The 24,515-nt window shown below is 33.5% G+C and carries 23 protein-coding genes and 1 riboswitch; of the genes, 2 read left to right on the top strand and 21 right to left on the bottom strand.

All coding sequences use genetic code 11. The features are described from left to right. Positions 1–30 precede the first annotated feature (30 nt). From CLOST_RS13520 to CLOST_RS04585, 14 genes are all read right to left on the bottom strand, one after another. The gene (locus CLOST_RS13520) at positions 31–2,217 is read right to left on the bottom strand and encodes a GAF domain-containing sensor histidine kinase (RefSeq protein WP_013361103.1); all 2,187 of its coding nucleotides are present in this window, start codon (positions 2,215–2,217) and stop codon (positions 31–33) included. 118 nt (positions 2,218–2,335) lie between these two features. Continuing rightward, entirely contained in the window at positions 2,336–2,710 is a 375-nt protein-coding gene (locus CLOST_RS04645; RefSeq protein WP_013361102.1) for a bactofilin family protein, read from the bottom strand. Positions 2,711–2,719: 9 nt separating this feature from the next. Continuing rightward, positions 2,720–3,631 (bottom strand): M23 family metallopeptidase, encoded by a 912-nt coding sequence (locus CLOST_RS14200; protein ID WP_013361101.1) that lies wholly within the window; start codon positions 3,629–3,631, stop codon positions 2,720–2,722. A gap of 143 nt (positions 3,632–3,774) precedes the next feature. Next, entirely contained in the window at positions 3,775–4,920 is a 1,146-nt protein-coding gene (locus CLOST_RS04635; protein WP_013361100.1) for a fused response regulator/phosphatase, read from the bottom strand. A 101-nt stretch (positions 4,921–5,021) separates the two neighbouring features. Next, positions 5,022–5,618, bottom strand: a complete 597-nt coding sequence (locus CLOST_RS04630; RefSeq protein ID WP_013361099.1) for an ABC transporter ATP-binding protein — start codon at positions 5,616–5,618, stop codon at positions 5,022–5,024. After that, positions 5,608–6,621 (bottom strand): ABC transporter ATP-binding protein, encoded by a 1,014-nt coding sequence (locus CLOST_RS04625; protein ID WP_081455075.1) that lies wholly within the window; start codon positions 6,619–6,621, stop codon positions 5,608–5,610. Before CLOST_RS04625 ends, CLOST_RS04630 begins: the two co-directional genes overlap by 11 nt. Before the next feature lie 10 nt (positions 6,622–6,631). After that, positions 6,632–7,501 carry an ABC transporter permease gene (locus tag CLOST_RS04620; protein WP_013361097.1) on the bottom strand — a complete coding sequence of 290 codons (870 nt, stop codon included), beginning with the start codon at positions 7,499–7,501 and terminating at the stop codon, positions 6,632–6,634. After that, positions 7,498–8,490 (bottom strand): ABC transporter permease, encoded by a 993-nt coding sequence (locus CLOST_RS04615; protein WP_013361096.1) that lies wholly within the window; start codon positions 8,488–8,490, stop codon positions 7,498–7,500. Before CLOST_RS04615 ends, CLOST_RS04620 begins: the two co-directional genes overlap by 4 nt. A 16-nt stretch (positions 8,491–8,506) precedes the next feature. Continuing rightward, complete coding sequence (locus CLOST_RS04610) at positions 8,507–10,117, bottom strand: ABC transporter substrate-binding protein (protein ID WP_013361095.1); 1,611 nt, start codon at positions 10,115–10,117, stop codon at positions 8,507–8,509. Between the two features lie 205 nt (positions 10,118–10,322). Further along, positions 10,323–12,011 (bottom strand): phosphoenolpyruvate carboxykinase (ATP), encoded by a 1,689-nt coding sequence (locus CLOST_RS04605; protein ID WP_013361094.1) that lies wholly within the window; start codon positions 12,009–12,011, stop codon positions 10,323–10,325. A 263-nt stretch (positions 12,012–12,274) separates the two neighbouring features. Then, positions 12,275–12,985 carry a YkgJ family cysteine cluster protein gene (locus CLOST_RS04600; protein ID WP_013361093.1) on the bottom strand — a complete coding sequence of 237 codons (711 nt, stop codon included), beginning with the start codon at positions 12,983–12,985 and terminating at the stop codon, positions 12,275–12,277. Positions 12,986–13,099: 114 nt separating this feature from the next. Further along, complete coding sequence (locus CLOST_RS04595) at positions 13,100–13,825, bottom strand: ABC transporter ATP-binding protein (protein WP_013361092.1); 726 nt, start codon at positions 13,823–13,825, stop codon at positions 13,100–13,102. A 10-nt stretch (positions 13,826–13,835) separates the two neighbouring features. Beyond that, entirely contained in the window at positions 13,836–14,525 is a 690-nt protein-coding gene (locus CLOST_RS04590; RefSeq protein ID WP_013361091.1) for an ABC transporter permease, read from the bottom strand. 12 nt (positions 14,526–14,537) lie between these two features. Next, positions 14,538–15,446 (bottom strand): ABC transporter substrate-binding protein, encoded by a 909-nt coding sequence (locus CLOST_RS04585; protein WP_013361090.1) that lies wholly within the window; start codon positions 15,444–15,446, stop codon positions 14,538–14,540. 260 nt (positions 15,447–15,706) lie between these two features. Continuing rightward, positions 15,707–15,790, top strand: a riboswitch (cyclic di-GMP riboswitch). A gap of 14 nt (positions 15,791–15,804) precedes the next feature. Here CLOST_RS04585 and CLOST_RS04580 point away from each other — a divergent pair. After that, entirely contained in the window at positions 15,805–16,605 is an 801-nt protein-coding gene (locus CLOST_RS04580) for a transglutaminase family protein (RefSeq protein ID WP_013361089.1), read from the top strand. Between the two features lie 41 nt (positions 16,606–16,646). Here CLOST_RS04580 and CLOST_RS13510 read toward each other — a convergent pair whose 3' ends face one another. The 4 genes from CLOST_RS13510 to CLOST_RS04560 form a co-directional block, all read right to left on the bottom strand. After that, the gene (locus CLOST_RS13510; RefSeq protein ID WP_013361088.1) at positions 16,647–18,074 is read right to left on the bottom strand and encodes a sensor histidine kinase; all 1,428 of its coding nucleotides are present in this window, start codon (positions 18,072–18,074) and stop codon (positions 16,647–16,649) included. After that, positions 18,067–18,750 (bottom strand): response regulator transcription factor, encoded by a 684-nt coding sequence (locus CLOST_RS04570; protein WP_013361087.1) that lies wholly within the window; start codon positions 18,748–18,750, stop codon positions 18,067–18,069. Before CLOST_RS04570 ends, CLOST_RS13510 begins: the two co-directional genes overlap by 8 nt. Positions 18,751–18,999: 249 nt before the next feature. Continuing rightward, positions 19,000–20,832 (bottom strand): translational GTPase TypA, encoded by a 1,833-nt coding sequence (typA, locus tag CLOST_RS04565; protein ID WP_013361086.1) that lies wholly within the window; start codon positions 20,830–20,832, stop codon positions 19,000–19,002. 111 nt (positions 20,833–20,943) lie between these two features. After that, positions 20,944–21,585, bottom strand: a complete 642-nt coding sequence (locus tag CLOST_RS04560) for a regulatory protein RecX (protein ID WP_013361085.1) — start codon at positions 21,583–21,585, stop codon at positions 20,944–20,946. A gap of 104 nt (positions 21,586–21,689) precedes the next feature. Between CLOST_RS04560 and CLOST_RS04555 the strand changes: the two genes are divergently transcribed. Further along, complete coding sequence (locus tag CLOST_RS04555) at positions 21,690–22,439, top strand: peptidylprolyl isomerase (protein ID WP_013361084.1); 750 nt, start codon at positions 21,690–21,692, stop codon at positions 22,437–22,439. A 53-nt stretch (positions 22,440–22,492) separates the two neighbouring features. On the opposite strand, the gene CLOST_RS04550 is transcribed toward CLOST_RS04555, so the two are convergent. From CLOST_RS04550 to CLOST_RS04540, 3 genes are all read right to left on the bottom strand, one after another. Continuing rightward, positions 22,493–22,693: a cold-shock protein gene (locus CLOST_RS04550; protein ID WP_013361083.1), complete on the bottom strand. Its 201-nt coding sequence runs from the start codon at positions 22,691–22,693 to the stop codon at positions 22,493–22,495. 106 nt (positions 22,694–22,799) lie between these two features. Next, positions 22,800–24,023, bottom strand: a complete 1,224-nt coding sequence (locus tag CLOST_RS04545; RefSeq protein ID WP_013361082.1) for an aminopeptidase — start codon at positions 24,021–24,023, stop codon at positions 22,800–22,802. 147 nt (positions 24,024–24,170) lie between these two features. Then, positions 24,171–24,497: an iron-sulfur cluster biosynthesis family protein gene (locus CLOST_RS04540; protein ID WP_013361081.1), complete on the bottom strand. Its 327-nt coding sequence runs from the start codon at positions 24,495–24,497 to the stop codon at positions 24,171–24,173. Between the last annotated feature and the right edge of the window lie 18 nt (positions 24,498–24,515).

Below are 24,515 nucleotides of genomic sequence, written 5' to 3'. Positions count from 1 at the left end.
AAGACCCCCTAACAATTGGAATCATATAGCCTATTTAGGCAGTTTTATAGTAAACTTACTTCCCTTATTAGGAGTACTTTCCACTATTAAGTCACCTTTATGCTTATTTTTTATAATTTCATAGGATATACTAAGACCTAGTCCAGTCCCTTGACCTACAGGCTTCGTAGTAAAAAATGGATTAAATATTTCTGATACTATTTCTTCTTTAATTCCTATGCCTGTGTCCTCTATACTGCAACATACGGAGTGTTCTTCCTCAAATGTAGTTATTATTATATCTCCTTGAGTATCAGGGCTTTTTTCTTTAATAGCATGCACTGCATTTACTATGAGATTTAATAATACTTGGTTTATTTCAACAGGAATTACTTTTATACTAGATATATTTCCTAATTTTTTTATTATATTAGCATAGTATTTTATTTCATTATTTGCAACAAGTAAGGTACTTTCTATGCCTTCGTTTAAATCGTAGTCTTCAATAGTATCCGACTCATCTGATCTAGAAAACAATCTTAGTCCAGTTATTATTTTGTGAATTCTATCAAGTCCATGTTTAGAATCATGAATCAAATCAGGCATATCTTCTTTTATTAGATTAAGTCTTCTAATAAGAGTACTGTTATTAGACCCTTCTCTTGAGTCAGTTTCCATATCTTTTATTATTGTCTTATCCTTACTAGAACATTTTAGAAATTCTTCAATCGCAGAGTCATATATTTCTATATATTTCTTCAATGTATCAAAATTGCTCATTACGTAACCTAAAGGATTGTTAATTTCATGGGCTATTCCTGCTGCTAGCTGACCTATTCCAGCCATTTTTTCTTGATGAATCATTTGATTTTGAATTTCCTTTAGTTGAACTAAGGCATCCTTAAGTTCTTTATTTCTATCTTCCAATTTTTTTTCATATATTCTTCTATTGCTTATATCTTTTACAGCAATCAATACAATTTCTTCGTTGTTTAGAAGCGTATTTGTCACTGTCATTTCTCCTAATATAAGTGAATTATCCTTAGCCTTTAAGTTCACTTCAAAGGTCATATTTTTTTTATGAGAGTTATCGTTTATTTCATTTATAATATCTTCGTAGATATCACCCTCTATAAGATTGTGCAAAGTTAAAGAGCTAAACTCCGATTGCGAATAGCCTAAGATATGACATGCATGTTCATTTACCATTAAGAAATAAGGACTAACTTTATTATCCTCAAGCCTGTGAATAAATATTGCTGAATTAATATTGTGAAATAACTCCCTGAATCTTTTCTCACTTTCAATTATCGCTTCTTTATCCTTAAAGCTTTCTATGCTGTTCCCAACTAGTCTAGCAACCAAGGTTAAAATTTTATTGATTTCGTTGTTCATCTCACAGCTTGGCGATATATTATCAGCACCAATAAAGCCTACAATTTCATTTTGACTTTTTATTGGAAAAACAAAAAGTGAAGTAATATTATAAAGATTTAGTAGATTGATATCATTTAAACTGCAATCATAATCTTTGCAGTCTCTTATAATCCATACCTTTTCGTGGGCATTTATTTCTTCTATCCACCAGGTATAGTCCTGAAAATTTAACTGTTTTCTTTTTCCCATGATAGAATCTACTTCTTTATTGCACCACTCATAGGTGTTGTCGATAATAGTATTTTCTTTTAGAAGCTCAAATACATATACTCTATCCGCTCCAGTAAGCATACCTACATCTCTTAAGGCTTCGTTTATAGCTTTGTCCTTGTCATAGTTCCCTAAAAACCTGCTGGAAATCTTGCTAATCATGCTATTAGTTTTATTTACACTTTTCATATACTCTTCAGCTAGATACTGATCAGTATAGTCTTCAAATCTAACCATCATCCTAGTTTCATCCATTTGAAGTTTATAAATTTCAATTTTTATATAAAATACAGTTCTTTGACCATTTATTGCTGTTATGTATGAATATCTCTGTCTCATTGAATTTGATAAAGCTCCTATGCCCTGTTCAAGCAAAAGATTGATTTGTTTCTCGCATATTTCGCAATCATAATCCTCTTTTGAGCATCCATTAATTCTTGAAATTAATGCCTCTCCAGCTGGATTTATATATTCAATATCTCCATTTTCGAGCATAAGTAGACATACATCTAAATTAAGTACTATGTCCTTGTACTTCACAAAATCATCACTTGAATTATTTTTGCTTATTATATTATCAAGAAAGCTCATGGAATGCTCCCCCTCTCATAACTATTAATAAAATACCCCTTTAACTATAAATTATACAATAATAGCAAAAAAGAAGCTCTCGAAAAATATATTATTCGTGAACTTCTTTAAGTATTTTTTATTCAGATATTTCAGTAGAGTTTATCATCTTGCAATTGCCTTCAAAGAAAGCATCTTCATCAATCACTAGCGTTTTTACTGTTATATCTCCTTTTACTTTTCCATTTGATGTTATTCTTACAAAGCTTTGGGCTTCTATATTTCCCGTAACCTTACCCGATACTATGAGACTGCTTGTAACAATATCAGCTTCAACTAAAGCATTTTCTCCTATAAATAGATGTCCTTCGACATTTACTTTCCCTTTTAGCTGTCCATCTAGCCTTATAGAGCCTTTCGCATTTAAATCTCCTACAAAGCTCGTATTCAAGCCTATCAAGGTATCAAATTTATCAAAATCAGTATCTATTTTGGTTTCCTTTTTATTAAACATAGATTCCCCCTACTTAACTAGAATTTTTTGTGGATCAATTGGTGTACCATTTTCTCTAATTTCAAAGTGAAGATGAGGCCCTGTGCTCCTGCCAGTGCTTCCCATTTTTCCAATTAAGTCACCCTTTTTCACTTGGTCGCCAGCTTTTACTAGTTGCTTGCTAAGATGAGCATACACTGTACTATAACCATTTCCGTGCGAAACAAGTATCATTTTTCCATATGTACCATTGATTTCAGAAAATAGCACTATTCCTGTTGCTGATGCATATATGTTTGTTCCTGTATTATTCGCTAAATCTATTCCACTATGAAACTCTACTTTCTTTGTTACTGGATGAATCCTGTCTCCAAAAGGTGAAGTAAGTCTTCCATCAGTAGGCATGCTATTTGGAATTTTTTCAAGCTTTGTTATTTTGCCTTGGATATTATCAAATAGCTCATCTATATTTTTTTCTTGAGAGCTAAGTAGCTCATCTACAAATCTAATATCAGCCTCATCCACTTCAGGCATATAAAAATCTCTGTCGGCTGATCTAGATACTACGCTCATGCTTTCTGCTTCAGCAGCCTTTGGATCTATAGCTTTTGTAATCTGATTTTCAAGTTCCTTAAGCTTTGCAATACGGCTTTCTATTTCTTGTGATTTTGATGCAAAATAATCAATCTTAACCTTTTGAGCTGTATTTTCTTTTTTTAAGGTAATCAATTGTCTGTTCAAATTTTGATAATCTTGATTGACATAAAAATACCTTGTTGAAAAAAAAGTAAGCATACTAGTTAACATTATCAAAGCTAAAACAACCGCTGCTATAATTTTATATGAGAATGCATATTGTCTTATTTTACTTGTACTATTGGGTATCATCATTAATGTCAATTTCTGAGTTTTCTTCTTTGTATGAAGATATGATTTTTTCATTAAAGATTTTTTCCCTCCTTTATAAATCTTTTGCCCTAGATTATATATAATAATATATTTTAAAAAAAAATACAAATTTTTGAAGTTAAAGCAAAAACATCTGCAGTAAGTTATGCACTACAGATGTTAGAAGTTTAGGTCAGTTATTTGTTTTTATATTTTAAAGCTACTATAGTTATATCATCTTGAAGTTCTTCATCTGGCATAATATATTCACCATAAACCGTGCACGTCAAGTCTTTTACAGAAGGATTCTTGCTATAACTATATATCATATTTGCCAAAGCTCTATTTAGATTGACGCTTGGAGTCTGTTTCCCTTGATAGAGTCCATCTGTATGAAGCAATATGCAATCCTCGTCTTCCAAAATAACAGTTTCCTGCGTATACGTTGTATCATCCATAAATCCTATAAAATGTCCGTTACAGTCCAGTCTTCTACCTTTATTTATATCTAAAGAAAGTAACGCTGGATGAGGATGCCCTGCATTTGAATAGGTAAGCTTGTTACCTTGTATTTTTCCTATAAATGCGGAGAAAAATACAAGCTCTGTATCTATTTTAAGCTCGTTATAAGCTTTATTTATCTTTTCTAGCACATCTTTAGGCTGACTTTCTTGCCTTATTATATTATTGAACATTTTTCTAACCATAAAGGACATCATTGCAGCCGCTGCTCCATGTCCTTTAATATCTGCTATTATGAACCATCTGGTTCCGCCTGTTTCAACTAACTCAAAGAAATCTCCACTTAAATGTTCACAGGCTTTGAAATATACATATAGGTCTAAGCCTGGATAAAGCTTATCCTCATACATCGACATTAATGCCTTTTGGAAAGCTCCTGCCATTTTCATCTCGTTATTAATATTTCTACTAACCATTTTAAGCTGTCTATTTTGTTCATGATATTTAAGAGTATTGTTTACTTTTAATGGTATTATTACTTCCATTTGCTCAGGAGTTAACGGCTTAGTAAAATAGTCTACTGCGCCCATTTCTAAGGTCTGCTTTATGCTATCCATATCAGTCACTGAGGAATTAACTATTATTGGAATATCTGAATAAAGGGGGTTATTTTTGAGCTCCTTAAGCACCTCATAACCATTTTTATTTGGCATCATTAAATCCAATATAACCAAATCTACCTCATTGGTTTTTACAATCTCTAGAGCTTCTATTCCATCTTCAGCTTGAAGATATCTTGCATTATCTATTTTTGTTTCCAGAACTTCCAGCATTAGCTTTCTATTAAATAGAGTGTCGTCAACGACAAGAATTGTATACATAAAATATGTACCTCCCATAAAAGCAAAATGAATTAATAATCTTATTAATTCATTTTACCACACCTATTAAAAAATAATAGAAAAAAATTATATAGAATTTCCTATTCGAATGGTTCTATTCTATCACAAAGCTTCTTTAAAAGTTCTTTTTCATGACTAATAACCACAAGACCTATATTCATGGCTTTTGAAATTTCAAGTAGAGATTCCCAAATTTTAGCTTGAGTGATTCCATCTAGCATAGTTGTCATTTCATCTGCAATTATGAATTTTGTTTCAGGAGATAATGCTCTTGCAACACAAAATCGTTGAAGCTCTCCTCCCGAAAGCTCTATAGGCCACCTATCCATCCAGTCACTTTCTATCCCTAGCATGTCCAAAATATCCTGACTTGGAGTATATCCTTCTTCTAAAATTCTTTTCATCTTCCATCTAGGATTTACTGATTTTTCAGGGTGCTGGAATATCATCTGAATAGGATTGTAGTTTTTTAAAGTAATTTCATTTGAATCAAGAAGCAAGCTTCCTTCAATTGGCTTATAATAACTGCAAAGAACTTTCCCAAAAGTAGTTTTGCCGCATCCGCTGTATCCTGATATCCCTACAATTTCACCTGATTCTATTTCAAAATCTTTATTTCTAAATATCCATTCGTCTTTTCTATATCCAAAGCCTAGATTCTCTGCTTTAAGTTGCATTGTTGCACCTCACCATACCATTTCTAATCTCTCTCATTTTAGGTCTTTCATCTTTACATACACTACAGGTATTTTCACATCTAGGAGAATATAAACATCCTGAAGGCAGTTTATTTGCCATCGGCTGACTTCCTTCTGTGACCTTAAAGCCATTTTGAGGCAGAGACTGCCATAGTGCTTTAGTATATGGATGCCTAAGATTTTCTCCTTCACCTTCAAAATCCGAAACAAGAGCTACTTCAAGAGTACTTCCTGCATAAAAAACAGCTATTTTATCTGCAATATCAAGCGCTGACTTTATGTCGTGAGTTATCATAATTACGCCTTTTCCTTGATTTGCAAGTTCCTTTATTTGATTTTTAGTTTCTTCAAGTGCCTCAGGGTGAAGGCCTGGTGTTGGTTCATCTGCAATAATCAAATTTGCTTCTGGTCTTATTGAGGTAGATATCAAAACCCTTCTAAGCATTCCTCCAGAAAGTTCAAAAGGATATTTAACTTCATCTTTAGATTTTAATCCATATCTTGAAAATAACTTTTTCTGATTTTTAGATGCATCTTTTTTGTCCATACCTATCTGGACTTGCTTACCAACTTTCATAAGAGGGTCTAGATAATTTACTGATTGAGGAATAAATGTTATCTCTCTTCCTCTAAGCTGTTTTTTTCTTTTATCGTTAAGCAATTCTCCATTATAAGCTATATTTCCGCTTACAATTGCGTTGCTTGGCAATATACCTAAAATAGCATGAGCAAGCAAACTTTTTCCTGAACCACTTGAACCAACTACAGCTACTATTTCACCTTTTTTCACTGTGAGATTTAAATCGTGGATTACATTTAGCTCAACTTGCTTTAAATTTTTTATATATTGATTAAATGAAACACTTAATCCACTTACATCAAGTAAAACAGAATCAGAATCTTCTATTTTAATTTCATCTATATTCTTATCCATATTATTATTTTCTTTGTTAATGTCTTTAGTTTTATTAAAAAAATTCATAAGCTCTCCCCTATTCATGAGCACTACTAGGATCATACAGCATTTTTAAATTTTCACCTATCACATCAAAAAGCTTTACAACTATAATCAATGCTAACCCAGGAAAAAATGCAAGCCACCACATACCTGTAGATAAATACATCATTGATTCAGATAGTATTATTCCAATTGCTGGCTTATGTGGAGATAACCCAAAGCCTAAAAAAGTTATAGCAGCTTCGTGTAAGATTGCATGAGGAAATAATAATAAGTAGCCTATTAGTAGCTGAGGAACTATATGAGGCAATATGTGCTTTGTAGCTACATACCAGCTTGTTTTTCCCATATGCCTAGAAATTTTGACATAATCAGAGGTCTTTATTTGCAGTATCTCAGCTCTTACTATTCTTGTAAGAGTCGGCCAGTGAGTTACTGCTACTCCAATAACTACGCCTTTTACTCCTCCACCAAGAGCAAATGATATTAAAATTAGAAAAACAATGTGAGGCATTCCTAAAAATAAATCTATAAACCAGCTAACTACTAAATCGCATTTATCGTTAATGCTTGCAATAAGCCCCAATATAGTCGCTAAAACTACACTTATTGTTGCAGCTAATGCTCCCACAGCAACACTTAGTCTAAGTCCCTTAATAGTCCTTGTGAACATATCTCTTCCTAACCAATCAGTACCGAAAATATTATCAAATGATGGCGCGAGATTTTTAGCATTTAGATTAGTGGCAATATTTGAATCTGGCAGTGCATAGCTAGCAATTAATACACTAAGTAATATCAATATTGACAATCCAATTACTCCAAAAGTATACTGCCTTCTATTAATAGTGAATTTTTGTTTTTGCTTTTTTTTGTTTGCTGTATTTATTGCATAATCACTCATGATGCACTAATCCCCCTCATTCTTGGATCTACAACCTTGTACAAAATATCTGCTATTAGGTTGCCACTAAATACAAATATTGCTGAAAACAGCACTATTCCTAAAAGCAGAGGTACATCCCCTCTTAGTCCTGCTTCTGTTATGGCTGAGCCTAATCCTGGATAGGAAAATATTTTTTCTGCCAGTATAGAGCCACCAAATAGCTCTCCAAAATAAGCAAACTGAAGTGTAATAGCAGGAAGAGCAATATTTCTTATACCATGATTTTTTACAATTTCCCAGTCGCTTTCTCCTCTGGCTTTTGCAAATAAAACATAGTCACTATTAAGTACCTCTATTAGCTTTGTTCTAGTATGCATTGCCATATTTGCCACTCCTAAAATACTAAGGGTGAGAGCCGGAAGTATAAAGTGCATGAACTTGTCAGCAAGTGTTACATCTGTTTTCAAAACTCCAGCAGGAACTGCAAGCCCTATAGGAAGAATTCCCAGCCATACTACAAAGACTATTAGAAGCAAAAGTCCAAGCCAAAATGTAGGGGTAGATGCAAGAATAAAGCAATACCATTTAATTACCTTATCTATCCATGAACCTTTTTTCACAGCCGAAACTATCCCTAAAATAAAACCAAGTATTCCAGAAATGGTCCAAGCTGTTCCCATAAGAAGTAGTGATGCTGCAAATCTTTCAGAAATAATTTCTATTACTGGTCTTCTATATATTTTTGAATCTCCTAAATCTCCTCTAGCTACGGCGCTAGCCCATGAGAGAAATTGCTCATGAGCTGGCTTATCTAGTCCCCAATATTGCTCAATCTTAGCTCTTTGCTCAGGGCCGACATTCATCATGTCAGCCCCAATATATGCCTTAACCGGATCAATAGGAGAATTCGAAATAAGTACAAATGATAATGCGCATAATGCGAATAATAGACTTGTAAATCTAATCACTTTTTTTATAATAAAGGTTAAGACAGAGTTATTATTCATAATATTGTCCTTTCAGCTAATCTATCCATTTCCACTGCTCTATATTGCTGGTTAACGGCCAGCCATGTCCATGTGGCTGTATTTGTTGCTTTCCAATATCAAGCTTATCATTAACTAAATACAAATGACTTCTATTAACTAGCCAAACCCAAGGAATGTCCCCTTTACCGCTAAGGCCAGTTTCACCATCCCATTGTGCTTTTTTCCAGTATTCATTTGCTTCTTCTTCACTTCTGGCTTGAAGAGCTTTTTCCATATACTCATCTACTTTTTGATTTTCGTAGTAGCCAGGATTGTACCACTCAACTCCCTTCATCTTGCTTGAGTAGACATTGTACATCTCAAGAGGGTCTTGACTTCCCCATCCCATGAGTATCGCATCTTTATGTAAAACTGCTTCTATTTCATCCCAAGTTTTAGCCTCTATTACTATATTTATTCCTATTGGTTTAACCATGTCCGCTACTACCATAGCAAGCGACTGTCTTAGCTGATCCCCTGATGGGTATACTAGGTTAAATTCAGCTTTAATGTTGTCTTTTTCCAAAATTCCATCGCCATCAGCATCTATCCATCCACCGTCAGCTAATATCTTCTTTGCTAAATCAACATCATTATCTGTCGTTACAGTTTCTTCATTCCACCATGGCATCTTGTCACAAATACTATACGCTTTAGTTCCATAGCCTTCTAATACACCATCTACTATCGCCTGTCTATCAAGGGCAACATTGATTGCTTGTCGAATAGCTAAATCAGAGGTAACATCATTTCCGATTGGATTTGAATCTGCATCAACTTCCCCACTTTTTACTGTAGGAAACATTATTCCTCTATTGTCTACACTTGAAACCTCAGTAAGCTTCATTCCCTCTATTTTTTGAGATGCATAGCTTGGAGGTATAGCTGTCATGTCAAGCTGACCTGCCTTTGCTGCAGCAAAAGCAGCATCTTCTTCTAAAAATAAAAATGTAATTTTATCGAAATTAGGTTTTTGTCCATAATAATTCTCATTTGGTTTAACTATTATCTGCTGTCCCTTATCCCACTGAACAAGAACTAGTGGCCCTGACCCTATAGGATTTTGATAATATTCACTAGTATAAGATTTTTTTGGAACAATACCAGTTGCAATTAAATTTGATATAAATGTCGAGCGTGGTGATTTAAGTTTAAATTCTAAAGAAAAATCACTTTTACTTGTAACTGAATCTACAAATGTTAAATCAACTGTTGATGATGATTCCATTAACTTTTCGAAAGTAAAAACAACATCTTCGGATGTAAGTGGCTGTCCATCAGAAAATTTAGCATCCTCTCTTATACTCACTGTCCAAGTTAAGCCATCTTCACTCACCTCGTAACCAGTTGCTAAATCATTTATTATATTCATATCTTGATCTCTTTTTAAAAGTGTGCTTTGGAAAAGAGGCGAGCCATATCTTCCCCATCCGTTTATAGGATCAAACCCACCATCTGGCTCTGAGCCTAGAGCTAGCACTAGCTCTTTTTTCGCTTCTTTTTCCTCAGATTGTGAATTTTCTGCTTGCTTACTACTACAACCTCCAAGTAACAAGCTAGATGCTAGCATAGTAATACATAATAGTGAAATTGCTATTTTCTTCACGATAACCCTCCTAAATTTATTATTAGTAAAAAGCATAAAAAAGCCATGAACACTAAAGTATTATAAAAATACAATAGCCTTCATGGCTTGATTTTAAAGTATTAATTAAAATCTTTGCAGCTTCATTCTGCGGTTAATTTAATTATACACCGAATAATTATTCATTTCAATAGGAAATACAATAATTAGATATAAAATTAACAACTTATATATTTACTACATGTTTTAAATCTATATGAGAATATATGCTCTCTTTCATTTTTACTAAAGCTTCAAGAGCCTCTTTTGGCAGAGCATCCCTTCCGCATAGTTCGATTTCTTTATTCTTAATAAAGTTTATCCTATCTTGAATTCTGTTATTTAGTGCCTCTAAGTATTTTTTATCCGAAAGATTAGGAATAAATCCAGCAAGTTCTTGTATCTGCATACCAAAGATTTCATTCCAAGAAACAAAATTCGCTTTATTATCTACTATATCCTCTAATATCCCCAAGGTTATTTCTTTAGGAATTTTCTTGCCCATAAAGCTACCCGTATTAATAATATAGCACTCAACAGCTCTCTTTTCAAATAGCTCTTTAAATTTAAGGTAATCATCTGATAAAGGATAGGTTCTAAAAGGATTGGCATATGGCTCAATAACTAAAGCATCTGGGTCTACTCCTTGTAGTAACCTTTCTGCACTGCTTCTTTTTGTTGCAAGAGTTGCTCCCATAGTAGCAGCTAATATATTATCAGTAAGCTTAAGTACTGGAGGTAATGTTTCGTCCTTCATAATCCAAAATATAGCATTTACTGGATTTTCAAACTTATCTAATCTATTAGTAGTCCAAAGCTTTGATTTTATTGCTCTTCCGTTACCGTTTCTTATATCTTCAGTTACTAAGGTTTTATTACCTTTATCATCTATCGTAACTCCACAATTTTGAGCTGTAATTAGATATTTATTATCGTCACAGCCAGCAGGATAATCCTGAGTTTTATCAAAATATGAAGGCTCAAGTGCAACAGAGGAGCCATCTTCAACTGAAATTACAAATGCATCGTCATGAAGCACCATAACCTCGTATTTTCCATCGTGCTTTGCATGAGTTAGTGTGGATTTGCCTGAACCAGATAATCCAAATACACCTGCAACAAAATTTCTTCCATCCTTTAAGGTATATCTTTTTTGCCCAGCATGACATGATGCAAAGCCATTTCTATTGGCGCATCCCCAAGCCAAGGTTAAAGTTCCTTTTTTATGCTCTCCAAAATATCTCATACCTAAAAGCGCTGCGCAATTGTGGTTTGGATCAAATATTGTAAGCCCAACAGGATAATTTTCATTTTTCCAGTCTGGATCTGAAAAAACATAGATGTCCCCTTCGTTACCTATAGCTTTCGATTCCTCATACATCCTTATATACTCTTCGTTAAACTCCTGAAAGTTTAACAGCCAGTTGTAAGCTATATTTTCATGGCCCTCAGGAATTAATAAATGAGCTTTTATCATAAAATCTTTATCTAGTCCAATACAGGCTTGAGCATGGTAAAGTTTTTTTGTTCTAGTTTGATATATTGCTTCTCTAACTACAGCACTATACTCATCTTCACTAATTCCAGGACTACCTAGAATTCTTCTTGCTTGAGCACATCTTGCACTTACATCCCCATCGTTAAAAAGCAATACCTTTGAATCTTTATCTAAGCCTATTTTTTCTGGCTCGTATACAGGCATATCTGTAACTACAGTTCCAGGCGAATTTTTTGCCAATTGATATGCTTGCTTCAAGTTTTCAATATTATGAACGTTATTTCCCCAAAAAGCTGATTCTATTGTAGTTCTCATTCTAGAAAATACCGTATTGCTTGAGGTAATTTCACTTGTATTCCATTGATTTCTCGTAGACATTTCGGCCTCCTAAAATAACCATATAAATTATTTTTTCTGAATTACGAGTATTATTGTAATACAATTAGTTTAAAAGTGCCATACTTTTTTTGATATATTTTTATTAGGATAACACAATGGAAAATAAAAAGCCTATCATTGCAAGATTTTCATCAGTTTATGAATTAAAAAATTTTTTATCCTGCGTTTTTTCGTTAAAAAAAACTCAAACTTCTAATTTATACATATAATGTATCCAATTAGAAATTTGAGTTTTTGGTGTACTACTTATTTATATAAACTTTTGGTATAATATGCTCTGCAATTTTAATTAGCCTTCTTCTTAGCTTATCCGTCAATTTGTTTTCAAATCTTAGCTTGTCAATTGCCTCAGTATCAAACAACAATCCAGCAATATGCTCTACGATTCCTTTATCTGCATAATCGATTTCAAGATTATTGCTGATAATAAAACCACTGTCTATATTCACAAGCCTGTCATACAATCGATTTCTAAAGCTTAAATCATATAGCTCTCCTATAAAATCATGGCAATATGGTATCTGAAAGTCCAAATATTCCTTAGAAACCTCATAACCATTTTCATTAAATTCTTTTGAAATATCAAGTGCTTGTTTATGAAGACGTTTGAGATTTGATTCGTAGTCATCTTTTAGCCAATGTCCATATAGTCTACAATTTAGAGGTCTAACTTCATAAATTTTACATCTCTTGGTTTTATCCAAAAAAGGACATTTATTTCTCTTTTGATATATGTCTAGATAATATACCATAATGGCTTTTTTTAAATCTGGAGTAAACAAACTATTTTCAAGTAAATAAACATAAATATTTGCCGCCTCAGTGAATGAAGCTCCTACGGATTCGCTGCAGCAATTGGCACAGCTTTTACAATTTCCTGGAAGTATTTGACTATATATAGCTTCTAGTTGCTTATTTATTTCTTTCTTATTTTCATAAAAACTACTTATCAATATCTCATTTCTCCTATTCTCTAATCGGTAACTAACCGCTAACTAATTATAGCAATTCAAGTTTACTGATAAATCTCTAGCTCTTTGCTGTATTAACAATAAGAACTTCCTCATCTAGAAATTTAGATTTTTCCAATGTATTAAAAATCTATCTACTTCAGCCGTGGTTGACTTATTAATTAAATTAAATGGAGTATCGACTGCTTCTACTCTTCCATTTATCAACACCATAGCTTTACTTGCAAGTCTAAATATATCCCTAAAATCATGGCTTACTACAACAGCTGTGGTATTTGTATCTTTAATTATTTTATTAATGTCATCAATCAATAGCTCTTTTGTTGGAACGTCTAAAGCTGAAAATGGCTCATCCAAAAAAATTACATCTGGTTCAATCGCAAATGCTCTAGCTAAGCTTACTCTTTGTGATTCTCCACCTGAAAGTAAGCGCGCTTTTTGATTTATTAAGTGTGAAATCCCAAAGCTAGTTAGCCATCTATCAACTTTATCACTTATCTCTTTTTTTGATTTTCCTCTTATCTTTAAACCTGAAGCTACATTTTCATATACAGTGGTATTTAAAAGTAGAGGATCCTGAAAAACAATAGCTATTTTTCTTCTTATATCTAATGATATATTAGATCCAATTACCTTATTTTGAAATAATATTTCTCCAGATGTAGGCTTCTCCAAAAAAGATAGGACTTTTAACAAGCTGCTCTTACCTGAACCATTTGGTCCTACAAGCCCTATTACCTCACCTTTTAAAAGAGAAAAATCGATGTTATCAAGTATTTTTTTATTTCCTTGCTGCCAGCATAAATTTTTAGCTTTTAACATCAATATCCTCCTATCTTTTTTGCTGAAGCACTGTAAGCCATAATGTAGTCAAATAAGAAACTAGAACTAAAATAGCGCTAAGAGCTATTGCTACATCAAAGTTCCCTTTTGATACTTCCATAACCGTTGCCGTAGTAAGAACTCTAGATAATCCTTTTACATTCCCCCCCACCATCATTGATGCTCCTACCTCTGAAACAACGGCTCCAAATCCAGCAATCACAGCAGCAAGCAGAGAAAATCTAGCTTCTTTTAGTAAAAACCATAAATACTGTAACTTAGTTGCTCCCAAAGCTTTGATTTGAAGTCTAAGCTTTGGATCTACTTGAGAAATAGCAGCACTAGTAAGTCCTACTACTATAGGTGAAGCAATCACCGCTTGAGCAATTATTATTGCAGTTGGAGTATAAATAAGATTAAGTGAGCCTAAAGGTCCCGAGCGCCATAGCAAAATAGAAATCCATAATCCAGCAACTACTGGTGGCATTCCCATTCCTGTGTTTACTATACTCATTAAAAAATCTCTGCCAGGGAATCTTTTTAATGCCAGCACCGTTCCAAAGGGTATCCCTATAATCAAGCTTATAAGCGTGGCTGTTCCAGATACTTGCAGAGTTAAAAGAGTGATCCTAAGTACCTCAGGATCACCCGTTAATATCATATTTATCGCTTTTTTAAGTCCCTCAATAATCAAATCCATTAAATCACAGCCTTATTTTCCTATTTCTTCCTCTGTTTTTCCTGCATCCTTAAAGAATAGTGGCTCACCATATTCATCCATGCCAAACTCTCCAATTATATCCTGAGTTTTTGAATCTATCATAAACTCCACAAAGGCTTTAGCTCCATCAGCATTCACTTTAGGGAATTTTTCTTCATTCACTTGCATTACATGATATATGTTTAACAATGATTTTTCACCTTGAACAGCTATCTCTAATTGTAGATTATCCTTTTGAGCTAAAAATGTAGCTCTATCAGTCAAAGTATAGCCTTCCTTCTGGGAAGCAATATTTAAAGTTTGTCCCATTCCTTGTCCTGTTTCTTGATACCATGAACCTTCATTTGGAATATTAATATCTTTCCATATTCCTTTTTCTTTTTTGTCGGTTCCTGAATCGTCTCCTCTTGATACAAATATAGATGAAGTTTCAGATATTGACTTAAAAGCATCTGCTACTGATTTTAGGTCTTTAACCTTAGCAGGGTCACTTGATGGTCCAACCAATATGAAATCATTATGCATTACAAGCTGATAATTAGTAACAGCTCCACTTTCTACTAGAGGCTTCTCTGATGCTGGAGCATGAGTAAGAAGCACGTCTGCTTCACCCTTTTCTCCCATAGCAAGCGCTTGACCCGTTCCTACAGCAATTGTTTTTACTCTATATCCAGTTTGCTCTTCAAACATAGGTATGAGTACATCTAGTAACCCAGAATCTTGAGTACTAGTTGTCGTTGCTAATATTATATCTGGATTTTCAGGTGTTGTCACCTCTTGATTGGCTTGCTCAGGTGCAGGCTCAGCTTCAGGCGTAGAAGTACATCCGCTAAGCATAAGTGCAAATACCATAAGTAAAGCCAAGCAGGTTTCTTTAAAAAATAGATTTCTTTTTTTCATAAATAAATTCCCCCTTAATATGTATAAATATTCGGATTTCTTATCTTAAGTTTAATTTGAGTTTTTATAATTGTCAATAAATAGTTAGGTTGAGTTAGTTTTAGTTAGTTTTATTTTTTTATATTTTAATATTAAAATATTTTTTTAAATATTTTTTACGTTTTAATCTAAATGTAATGTTATTTACTTGAAAATTTTGGTATAATAAGAATATAAATAGTAAATTGTTTTTACGTGCGATTGATCTATTAGATCTCTCCTCACGACAATGGCAAAGTAGTAGAAATGCTATGACGCAAAGCTATAGGGCCTTACCGTAACTGGTTGGCAGCCTAGCTACCGAAAAGGAGTTTTTATTATGAAAAAAAATTTAAAACAGTATTTATTAATTGCTTTATCGATTGCTAGTGTAACCTTTCCCAATCTAGCTCATGCAGATGCAAAGATAATAGACGAGAGCGATGTTGCTAAAGGAATAATCAAAGTCAATTACTCTACAAATTATCAATCTAAATATAAATTAGCAATTGAAAAAGATGGGCAAAAACAATATTTTGATTTAGCTGCTAATACAGCTCAAAGCTTCCCTTTAATTTACGACAACGGAAGCTACACTATAAAAATAATGCAAAACACATCAGGGAATAGCTATAAATCAGTATACACTCAAAAAATCGACGCTTATATAGCAGATGATACAGCTATGTACCTTGTTTCAACTGCTACTGTTAACTGGAGTGAGCAAATGATGGCAATAAAAAAAGCTGAAGAGCTCACAAAAAATCTTCAAACTGATAAAGAAAAATTTGATGCTATATACAATTATGTTATTAAAAATTATAGCTATGATTATAATAAAGCAGCTACAGTTAAACCAGGATATATGCCTGATATAGAAAAAATTTATGAATCAAAGTCAGGTATTTGCTATGACTACAGTGTTTTATTTGCTTCTATGCTAAGAAGCCAAGGGATTCCCGCCAAGGTAGTAAAAGGTAGCTCTACCTTAGTAAATGAATACCATGCATGGAACGAAGTGTTTATTGACGGAAACTGGATTATAGTTGATACTACAGTAGATGCAGCCTACAGCGCTTCAAAAGCTCCTATAGCTACTATAAAATCCTCAAATCAGTATACTAAAACCTCTGAAATATAAGTAAAAAAAGGACTGTCTGGAAATATCAGACAATCCTTTTTTTAGTTTACATCTTTATCTCTAAGTGGTGGTATCACAATTTCTACTACAGCTCCACCTTCATCTGCATTATAAGCCTTGAGTCCCCAGCCATTTGACTCTGCAATGCTTTTTACTATAGATAGTCCAAGTCCAGTGTTGCCTCCTTTACCTTTGTAAAATCTGTCAAATATATACAGCTCCTCATTATTTTCAAAGCCTCGTCCATCATCTTGAATTTTTATTATTATATGACCAGTTTCGATTTCAAAGGATTCAATAGATATTTGAGATTTTGCATATCTTAAGGCATTTGAAAGTATATTTGAAAAAACTCTGTCTAATCTATCATCACTAGTTCTAACCACAATATAGTGAGCAATATTATTCTTAAAGGTTATATTTTTCTCTTTGGCTAGAAGTGTAAGCCTTATTATTATCTCTTCTACAGCTTCCCAGAGATTTATTCTAATGGACTTTTCCTCACTCATAAGATTTTCCATTTTACTAAGGTAAACAATTGAGTTAACTGTATCTCTAAGCTTCTTACTTTCATCTATTATTATATCCAGACCTTCATCAACCATGCTCTCATCCATTACCTTGTCCTTGATAGCCTCTGCATATCCTTGAATAGACATAAGTGGAGTCTTTAGCTCATGAGAGGTATTTTGGAAAAATTCTTTTTGCTTCTTATCATATTCTTTTAGCTTGTATGCCATTTTAAGAAAATCCTGATTGATTTCTGCTAGCTCATCTTTTGTTTTTATTTCTTCCCAGATGATTTCATCATCAGTAAAAGAGAAGGAGGCTATATTTTTCTTTAGTTTATTTATTGGGCTTATTATTCCTCTTTCAAAAAATATAGAGATTATACTAGCAATAAAAAGTGCTATTAAAAAACCTAAGAATACAGATCTATTGATAAGAGCATTTATTACACTTAAATCTTCTTTCTTAGCAAGCATAACAAGATAGCCTAAAGTCTCTTGGTCTAAAGAGGAAATCAGAGGTCTTTGCTCTACATAATATTTGGTCTTGTCTATCTCTAAAGGATTTATAGGTTCCTGCTCTGTATTATAGGATTGAAAGATGAGGTTTTTGTCTACATCCATTATTATAAAATGAGTCGTTGCAAGTCTATTATGAGCATAACCCATGCCTTTTGGGAGAATAATTTCTGAAATGCTAAGAGCATTTTCTCCAAAAAAATTCTTACTTATTTGGATTTTCACATTAGGGCTTCCATCAACAACAGTCATTTCAATTTTTTGATCTATCACCATGTTTATTTGCTTGGCTACTACGTCAGCGTCTTTTTTGAGATCCAGCCTTGTCTGCCTATTGAGGATATCGTTGAAGGACATTTTTGAAATGCCCATAAATACAAATGCAGTTGCTAATATAATGATAAAATAGCTCTGCATTATTTTTTTTCCTATTTTACTCATTGTCATCTATCCTATATCCATAGCCCCAGACTGTTTTTATTACCACTCTTGATTTTGCAGTCTTAAGCTTTTTTCTAAGCCTTTTTATAGTATCATCGACGTTTCTATCATAACCATCGTAATCATATCCCCAAATAGACTCGATAATTTGTTCTCTAGAAAGAGGTAGATTGATATTTTTCATCAAAAATTCCAGTACCTCGTACTCCTTTATAGTAAGAGGTATGTCTTGCCCCATACATTTGACTATTCTTCTTTGAACATATATCTCCAAATCCTTTGTTTTCAAAATTTCGTCATTATGCTCTGAGGATTTAGTCGTTCTTTTTAATATGGTTTTTATTCTTACGACTAGCTCTCTAGGAGAAAAAGGCTTTGCAAGATAATCATCTGCACCTAGCTCTAGTCCGAGTATCCTATCTAGTTCATCGCTTCTTGCTGATACAAAAATTATAGGCACTTCACTAATTTTTCTAATTTCCTTGCACAAATCCAAACCATCTAAGCCTTGCATCATTATATCTAAAACCAGTAAGTCTGGCATAAATTCTCTTATAGCTGATAGCACGCCATCTGCACTTTCAAAGGTAGTTGTGTTATATCCTTCCTTTTTTAGATACATCTCGATTAAGTCTCTGATACGCTTCTCATCATCTACTATGAAAATATGCTTCATAATTACCCTACTTTCTTATAGTTTTTTCTGTAAACAAAAAGCTGCCACTCTATGTGGGCAGCTTAGGAGGGTGAAGTATATAGTATTGGCAGGTTAAGCCAAGGGTTTGTAAAATGTTCCGATGCAGCTAGCTGCATCGGATTTACATGAAAAAAGGGGTGGGTTGTAAGGTTGTGTTTCATTCCTTATTGTTATAATACTTTAGATATATGGTATAAATTCGTGCAAAATGTGGAAAAAGTTAGGGATTTACTTTTTATTTTTTGCAGTTATTCTTGCTCTTTGAGTTTTATCCAAAACTTTCTTTCTGATACGCATTGATTTTGGTGTAATCTCAACAAGCTCATCTTCATCTATAAACTCAAGAATTTCTTCAAGAGACATTCTTTTAGGTGGAGAAAGTCTAAGCGATTCATCTGAGCCAGATGCTCTCATGTTTGTGGCTTGCTTTCTCTTACATACGTTTACATCTATATCCCCTGATCTTGAATTGCTTCCTATAACCATCCCTTGATATACTTTTTGTCCTGGATCGATAAAAAGAATACCCCTGTCTTGTGCATTAAACAACCCGTAAGCAACTGCTACTCCATCTTCAAAAGCTACTAATGAACCTTGACTTCTAGCTATTATATCACCCTTATAAGGCTGATATCCATCAAATATAGTGTTAAGTATACCGTTTCCTTTTGTATCAGTTAAAAACTCAGATCTATAGCCTATAAGTCCTCTAGTTGGAATAGAGAAATCAAGTCTCACATATCCACCTTTTGACTGTTGCATATTGATCATTTCGCCTTTACGAGTTCCCATCTTTTCCATAACCGGTCCCATAAAATCTTCAGGAACATCTATTACGGCTCTCTCCATAGGCTCTAGAAGCTTTCCATTTTCATCTCTTTTAAATAAAACCTCTGGTTTAGAAACTTGAAGCTCATAGCCTTCTCTTCTCATAGTCTCCATCAGAATAGAAAGGTGAAGCTCTCCTCTTCCAGATACCTTGAATGTATCCGCTGTATCCATTTCCTCAACTCTCAGAGATATATTAGTATTAAGCTCTTTCATAAGTCTGTCTCTTAATTGTCTAGAAGTTATAAACTTACCTTCTTGACCAGCAAATGGACTGTCATTTACAGAGAAGTTCATTGCTATAGTAGGCTCAGAAATTTTTACAAACTCTATAGTTTCTTGTACCTCTAAATCAGTAAGAGTGTCTCCTATATGAATTTGCTCTATTCCGCTAAGAGCTATTATGCTTCCCATTTTAGCTTCAGTAACTTCAACTCTTGCAAGACCATTATATTCATAAAGCTTACCTATTCTAACCTTATGCTTTTTCTCAGGCTCAAGATGATTTAGAAGCATAACATCTTGGTTTACTTTTACAGTCCCTCTTTCTACTTTTCCTACTCCTATTCTTCCTACATATTCATTGTAGTCAATAGTAGTAATAAGAAGCTGAACAGGTCCATCAAGCTCTCCTTGTGGAGCTGGAATATGCTCTAATATAGCTTCGTACATATCTTCCATAGTATCTTTCTTTTCATTTATGTCAGTTGACGCCCAGCCACCAATTGCAGAAGCAAATATAAACGGAGACTCTAAATATCTTTCGCTCTCATCTAGCTCTAATAGAAGCTCTAGAACCTCATCAACTACTTCTACCGGTCTAGCCTCTGGTCTATCGACTTTATTTACGCATACAAGTACAGGCAAGCTAAGTTCTAGAGCTTTTTTAAGAACAAACTTAGTTTGAGGCATAGGGCCTTCAAAAGCATCTACAACAAGAATAACTCCATTTACCATTTTAAGTACACGTTCAACTTCTCCGCCAAAATCAGCATGGCCTGGAGTATCAACTATATTTATTTTCGTACCTTTATAGTCGATAGCTGTATTCTTTGACAAGATAGTAATTCCACGCTCTCTCTCTAAATCATTAGAGTCCATTACTCTTTCTTGTACATGCTGATTTTCTCTAAATATTCCACTTTGTTTTAGTAGAGCATCTACTAATGTCGTTTTTCCGTGGTCAACGTGAGCAATTATTGCTACATTTCTAATATCGTTTCTAGTATTCAAATTTACACTTCCTTCATTAAATTGAAAAAACTGGTCATTCCAGTTAAAACTACGTCGCACTTTTTACAAGCCTATATTATACCATAGGATTATCTTGCTATAAAGAAATATTTAGTTATCATTTTCCTTTTTTATTTCATCAATTACTTTTCTTATAATGTCATAAGAAAATCCTTTATATCCTAAACTCTGTGCAGTTTTGGAAAGTCTCTCATCAAATGGCTTGCTCTCAGATAGAGATTTGAATTTTTTAAATCCATGATAGCTTGCATTTTCAAGCTCCTTATCATCGTCTATATAAGTCTGTGCCTCTTCTATATCATTTTTCGAAATACCTTTTTCCATAAGCTTAGATACCATTTGCCTCTTTGACCATTTTTTTGTACTTGCTTTATTCTTTGCTATATCAGTTGCCAATTTCTGATCGTCAACAAATTTATAGTTTTCTAAAAATTCAAGTGCATTTTCTATTGCTTCTTCACAAAACCCTTCTCTTTTCAATGTGCTTTTTATCTGCATCTTAGATTTAGAAGACCTGCTAAGTATATCTAAGCCTCTTGATTTCGCTCTTTTAATTTGGTCATTTTTCACCATTTCGTCATAGGTGTCTTTCGAAAAAACTGTTCCTTGATTCACTCTAAATGTTGCCATAGTTTCATCTGTAAATTTTTGAACTATTTCCTCATTAAAAATGACGTGATAAAGATTATATCTGATTTTTTTAATTTTACTTACTTCAAATTCTTCACTCATATTATTTCACCTCTTTGAGTCTTTTTAATAATTAGACTTTTTGAATTAGTTCTGATAAGATTAACTAAGCGAGACTTAAAACCCATATAAAAAGGAGATTACACATGGAAAACAAAGAAAAAGTATTGGCAAAAGTTGCCACACATCAAATTACAGAATCTGATTTAGAGCATATGCTTAAAAATCTCAACCCTCAAATAGCTGCTAATTTCCAAGGCGAGCAAGGAAAGCAGGCTCTACTTCAAGAATTAGTAAACCAAAAGCTATTCTATCTTGAAGCTTTAGAAAGTTCTATTGAAAACGATGCTAAATTCCAAAGCGAGTTCGAAAAATTAAAAGAGAACTTCGTTACACAATACAGCATCCAAAACCTAATTAATTCAGTTTCTGTTACTCATGAAGAACTAGAAGCTTATTATAACGAAAATAAAGAAGGCTTTATATCTCCACAAAAGGTACAAGCTAGCCATATTCTAGTAAGCGACGTTAGCTTAGCAGAAGAAGTAAAAGGTAAGTTAGCTCAAGGTGAGTCATTTGAAGCTCTTGCAAAAGAATACTCAAGCTGTCCATCTAAAGAAAGAGGCGGAGATTTAGGTATGTTTGGCGAAGGTCAAATGGTCCCAGAATTTGAAGAGGCTGCTTTCAAAATGGCTGTAGGAGAAATATCTGAGCCTGTAGAAACTCAATTTGGTTTTCATATAATAAAAGTAACTGACAAGCAAGAATCAGGACTACTTTCTTTTGAAGAAGTTCGTTCTAACCTGCTTCGTAATATGATGGCTGAAAAACAAGGTGCAATCTACCAAAACCATATAGCTGATTTAAAATCAAAATATAACGTAGAAGTTCTATAGATAAAATTAAAACCCAAGGATAAATCCTTGGGTTTTTGCTTTAGAATATCGAATTATATTCTAGTAACATTTGCTGCTTGAGGTCCCTTGTCTCCATCAACGATTTCGAACTGTACTTCTTGACCTTCTTCTAAGCTTCTGTATCCCTCAGATTGGATTGCAGAAAAATGTACGAAAACATCTTTTTCCCCTTCAACTGATATGAATCCAAAACCTTTTTCAGCATTAAACCATTTAACTATTCCGTTTTTCACCCTTAATTCCTCCTGCTCTATATAATAACTTAATTATAATTTTATCATGACTAGAAATTTCAGTCAATATTTCGAATATACCGAATTGTTGTTATTGATAAATAATTTAGAATGCCCAGTCACCATCTTTAAATATTTGAACCTTAGTTCCGTCATGTTTAGTAGCAACTATATTCATATCCTTGCTACCTATCATAAAGTCAACATGAGTAAGCGAGGTATTGGCACCTTTTTGCTCTAGCTCTTCGTCTGTCATCTTATCTCCACCTTTTATGCTGGTAGGATAAGCTGCTCCCAATGCAAAATGGCATGAAGCATTTTCATCAAAAAGCGTGTTGTAAAATACTATCCCAGTGTTGTTTATAGGTGAATCATAAGGAACTAGTGCAACCTCTCCAAGATAATGAGAGCCTTCATCGGTATCAATTAGCTTTTTAAGAGTCTCTAATCCTGTGTCCGCTTCAACTTCAATTATTCTTCCGTCTTTAAAAGTAAGCTTAAAATTATTTATCAAGTTCCCTGAATAATTAAGCGGGAAAGTACTAGTTAGATATCCGTTTACTCCAGTTTTAAGTGGCATAGTATACACTTCCTCAGTTGGCATATTGGCAACAAAATACACGTTTGACTCGTTGTACTCTCCTCCACCTGCCCACACATGATTCTCTGGCAGTTCAACTACCAAATCTGTCTTTGCAGATTTATAGTGAAGTGATTTAAATTGATTATTGTTTAGGAAATCTACTTTTTCAGTTAAATTTTTAATGTGATTATCCCATGAAACAACTGGATCTTCATCATAAACTCTGTTAGCAATAAAAATTTTATCCCATAGTTTTTCTATGGCATTTTCAGTTGTATCATCAGGGAAAATCTTTTTTGCCCATGATGGACTAGGCACTGCCGCCACGCACCATGAAACTTTTGAATTAAGTGTATATTTTCTAAATTTTTCCGTCGATTTTAAGTTTGTTTTATTTGCTTCTGCTATTCTTTCTGGATCTACATCCTTAAATAAATCAGGGTCAGTTCCCGTAATGCTTAAAAAAGCAGCATTTTCTGAAGCCATTTGCTCGAATCCATCTGCCTTCCACTGCATAGCCTCTTTAAATGCTTCAAATGGTGCATTTAAATACTTTACAAGTGCTAGCTCTTCATCTCTATATTCAACATGTACATTTTTAGCTCCTTCATCATAGGCTTGTTTAGCTACTATTCTGACAAATTCAGCTGCCTCAATAGGCGCATTTACAACAAGTAGCTGGTCTTTTTGAATATTGAGTCCATTTCTAACAAGAAGTTTTGCATATTTTTCTAGGTTTTTTTGCATAAAATTCCCTCCCTTAGCTTCTTGTAAATATTTTATCATAAATCATTAATACGTATAGTATTTTTTTTATGATATTAATTAAAAAAATCTGCTAAAAGCTTTTATGCTCTAGCAGATTTTTCTATATTTCAGGTTAATGTTATTTTTTTAGTTACAACCGCTACAGCTGCTGCAACCACTTGATTCTCCTACATTAAGAGCTTGCACATACACTCCACCCATATCTCCTTGCTCTACATATAGAACTTCAAACCCATCGTACTGAGATACTAGAGTTTTATCTACGACGAAATTAAGACCTTCAAATTCTACCTTTAAATCTGAGTCTTTTGCTTCATCTTGAGCAAGATTGAACATAGGTCCAGAACAGCCCATTCCAGATAAAAATATACGAAGTGTATCTGTATTGATGTTTTTTTCTGATAAAATTGATTTTAGCTCATCTGAAGCTTTTTTATCTACTGTTATGCTCATATATATTCTCCTATTCTT

It is taken from the genome of Acetoanaerobium sticklandii, from assembly GCF_000196455.1.
GTDB lineage: Bacteria > Bacillota > Clostridia > Peptostreptococcales > Filifactoraceae > Acetoanaerobium > Acetoanaerobium sticklandii.
The sequence above is the reverse complement of the archived record's forward strand: the minus strand, read 5'-3'. Positions and strand labels throughout refer to the sequence as shown.

What these genes read in the sequence shown, in the direction of transcription:
- CLOST_RS04605 (WP_013361094.1), bottom strand. Translation starts at nt 12,011, where the DNA reads ATGTCTACGAGAAATCAATGGAATACAAGTGAAATTACCTCAAGCAAT.
- CLOST_RS04630 (WP_013361099.1), bottom strand. Translation starts at nt 5,618, where the DNA reads ATGCAACTTAAAGCAGAGAATCTAGGCTTTGGATATAGAAAAGACGAA.
- CLOST_RS04625 (WP_081455075.1), bottom strand. Translation starts at nt 6,621, where the DNA reads ATGAATTTTTTTAATAAAACTAAAGACATTAACAAAGAAAATAATAAT.
- CLOST_RS04595 (WP_013361092.1), bottom strand. Translation starts at nt 13,825, where the DNA reads ATGTTAAAAGCTAAAAATTTATGCTGGCAGCAAGGAAATAAAAAAATA.
- CLOST_RS04555 (WP_013361084.1), top strand. Translation starts at nt 21,690, where the DNA reads ATGGAAAACAAAGAAAAAGTATTGGCAAAAGTTGCCACACATCAAATT.
- CLOST_RS04615 (WP_013361096.1), bottom strand. Translation starts at nt 8,490, where the DNA reads ATGAATAATAACTCTGTCTTAACCTTTATTATAAAAAAAGTGATTAGA.
- CLOST_RS04560 (WP_013361085.1), bottom strand. Translation starts at nt 21,585, where the DNA reads ATGAGTGAAGAATTTGAAGTAAGTAAAATTAAAAAAATCAGATATAAT.
- CLOST_RS04635 (WP_013361100.1), bottom strand. Translation starts at nt 4,920, where the DNA reads ATGTATACAATTCTTGTCGTTGACGACACTCTATTTAATAGAAAGCTA.
- CLOST_RS04645 (WP_013361102.1), bottom strand. Translation starts at nt 2,710, where the DNA reads ATGTTTAATAAAAAGGAAACCAAAATAGATACTGATTTTGATAAATTT.
- CLOST_RS14200 (WP_013361101.1), bottom strand. Translation starts at nt 3,631, where the DNA reads ATGAAAAAATCATATCTTCATACAAAGAAGAAAACTCAGAAATTGACA.
- CLOST_RS13510 (WP_013361088.1), bottom strand. Translation starts at nt 18,074, where the DNA reads ATGAGTAAAATAGGAAAAAAAATAATGCAGAGCTATTTTATCATTATA.
- CLOST_RS13520 (WP_013361103.1), bottom strand. Translation starts at nt 2,217, where the DNA reads ATGAGCTTTCTTGATAATATAATAAGCAAAAATAATTCAAGTGATGAT.
- CLOST_RS04540 (WP_013361081.1), bottom strand. Translation starts at nt 24,497, where the DNA reads ATGAGCATAACAGTAGATAAAAAAGCTTCAGATGAGCTAAAATCAATT.
- CLOST_RS04570 (WP_013361087.1), bottom strand. Translation starts at nt 18,750, where the DNA reads ATGAAGCATATTTTCATAGTAGATGATGAGAAGCGTATCAGAGACTTA.
- CLOST_RS04590 (WP_013361091.1), bottom strand. Translation starts at nt 14,525, where the DNA reads ATGGATTTGATTATTGAGGGACTTAAAAAAGCGATAAATATGATATTA.
- CLOST_RS04585 (WP_013361090.1), bottom strand. Translation starts at nt 15,446, where the DNA reads ATGAAAAAAAGAAATCTATTTTTTAAAGAAACCTGCTTGGCTTTACTT.
- CLOST_RS04545 (WP_013361082.1), bottom strand. Translation starts at nt 24,023, where the DNA reads ATGCAAAAAAACCTAGAAAAATATGCAAAACTTCTTGTTAGAAATGGA.
- CLOST_RS04580 (WP_013361089.1), top strand. Translation starts at nt 15,805, where the DNA reads ATGAAAAAAAATTTAAAACAGTATTTATTAATTGCTTTATCGATTGCT.
- CLOST_RS04620 (WP_013361097.1), bottom strand. Translation starts at nt 7,501, where the DNA reads ATGAGTGATTATGCAATAAATACAGCAAACAAAAAAAAGCAAAAACAA.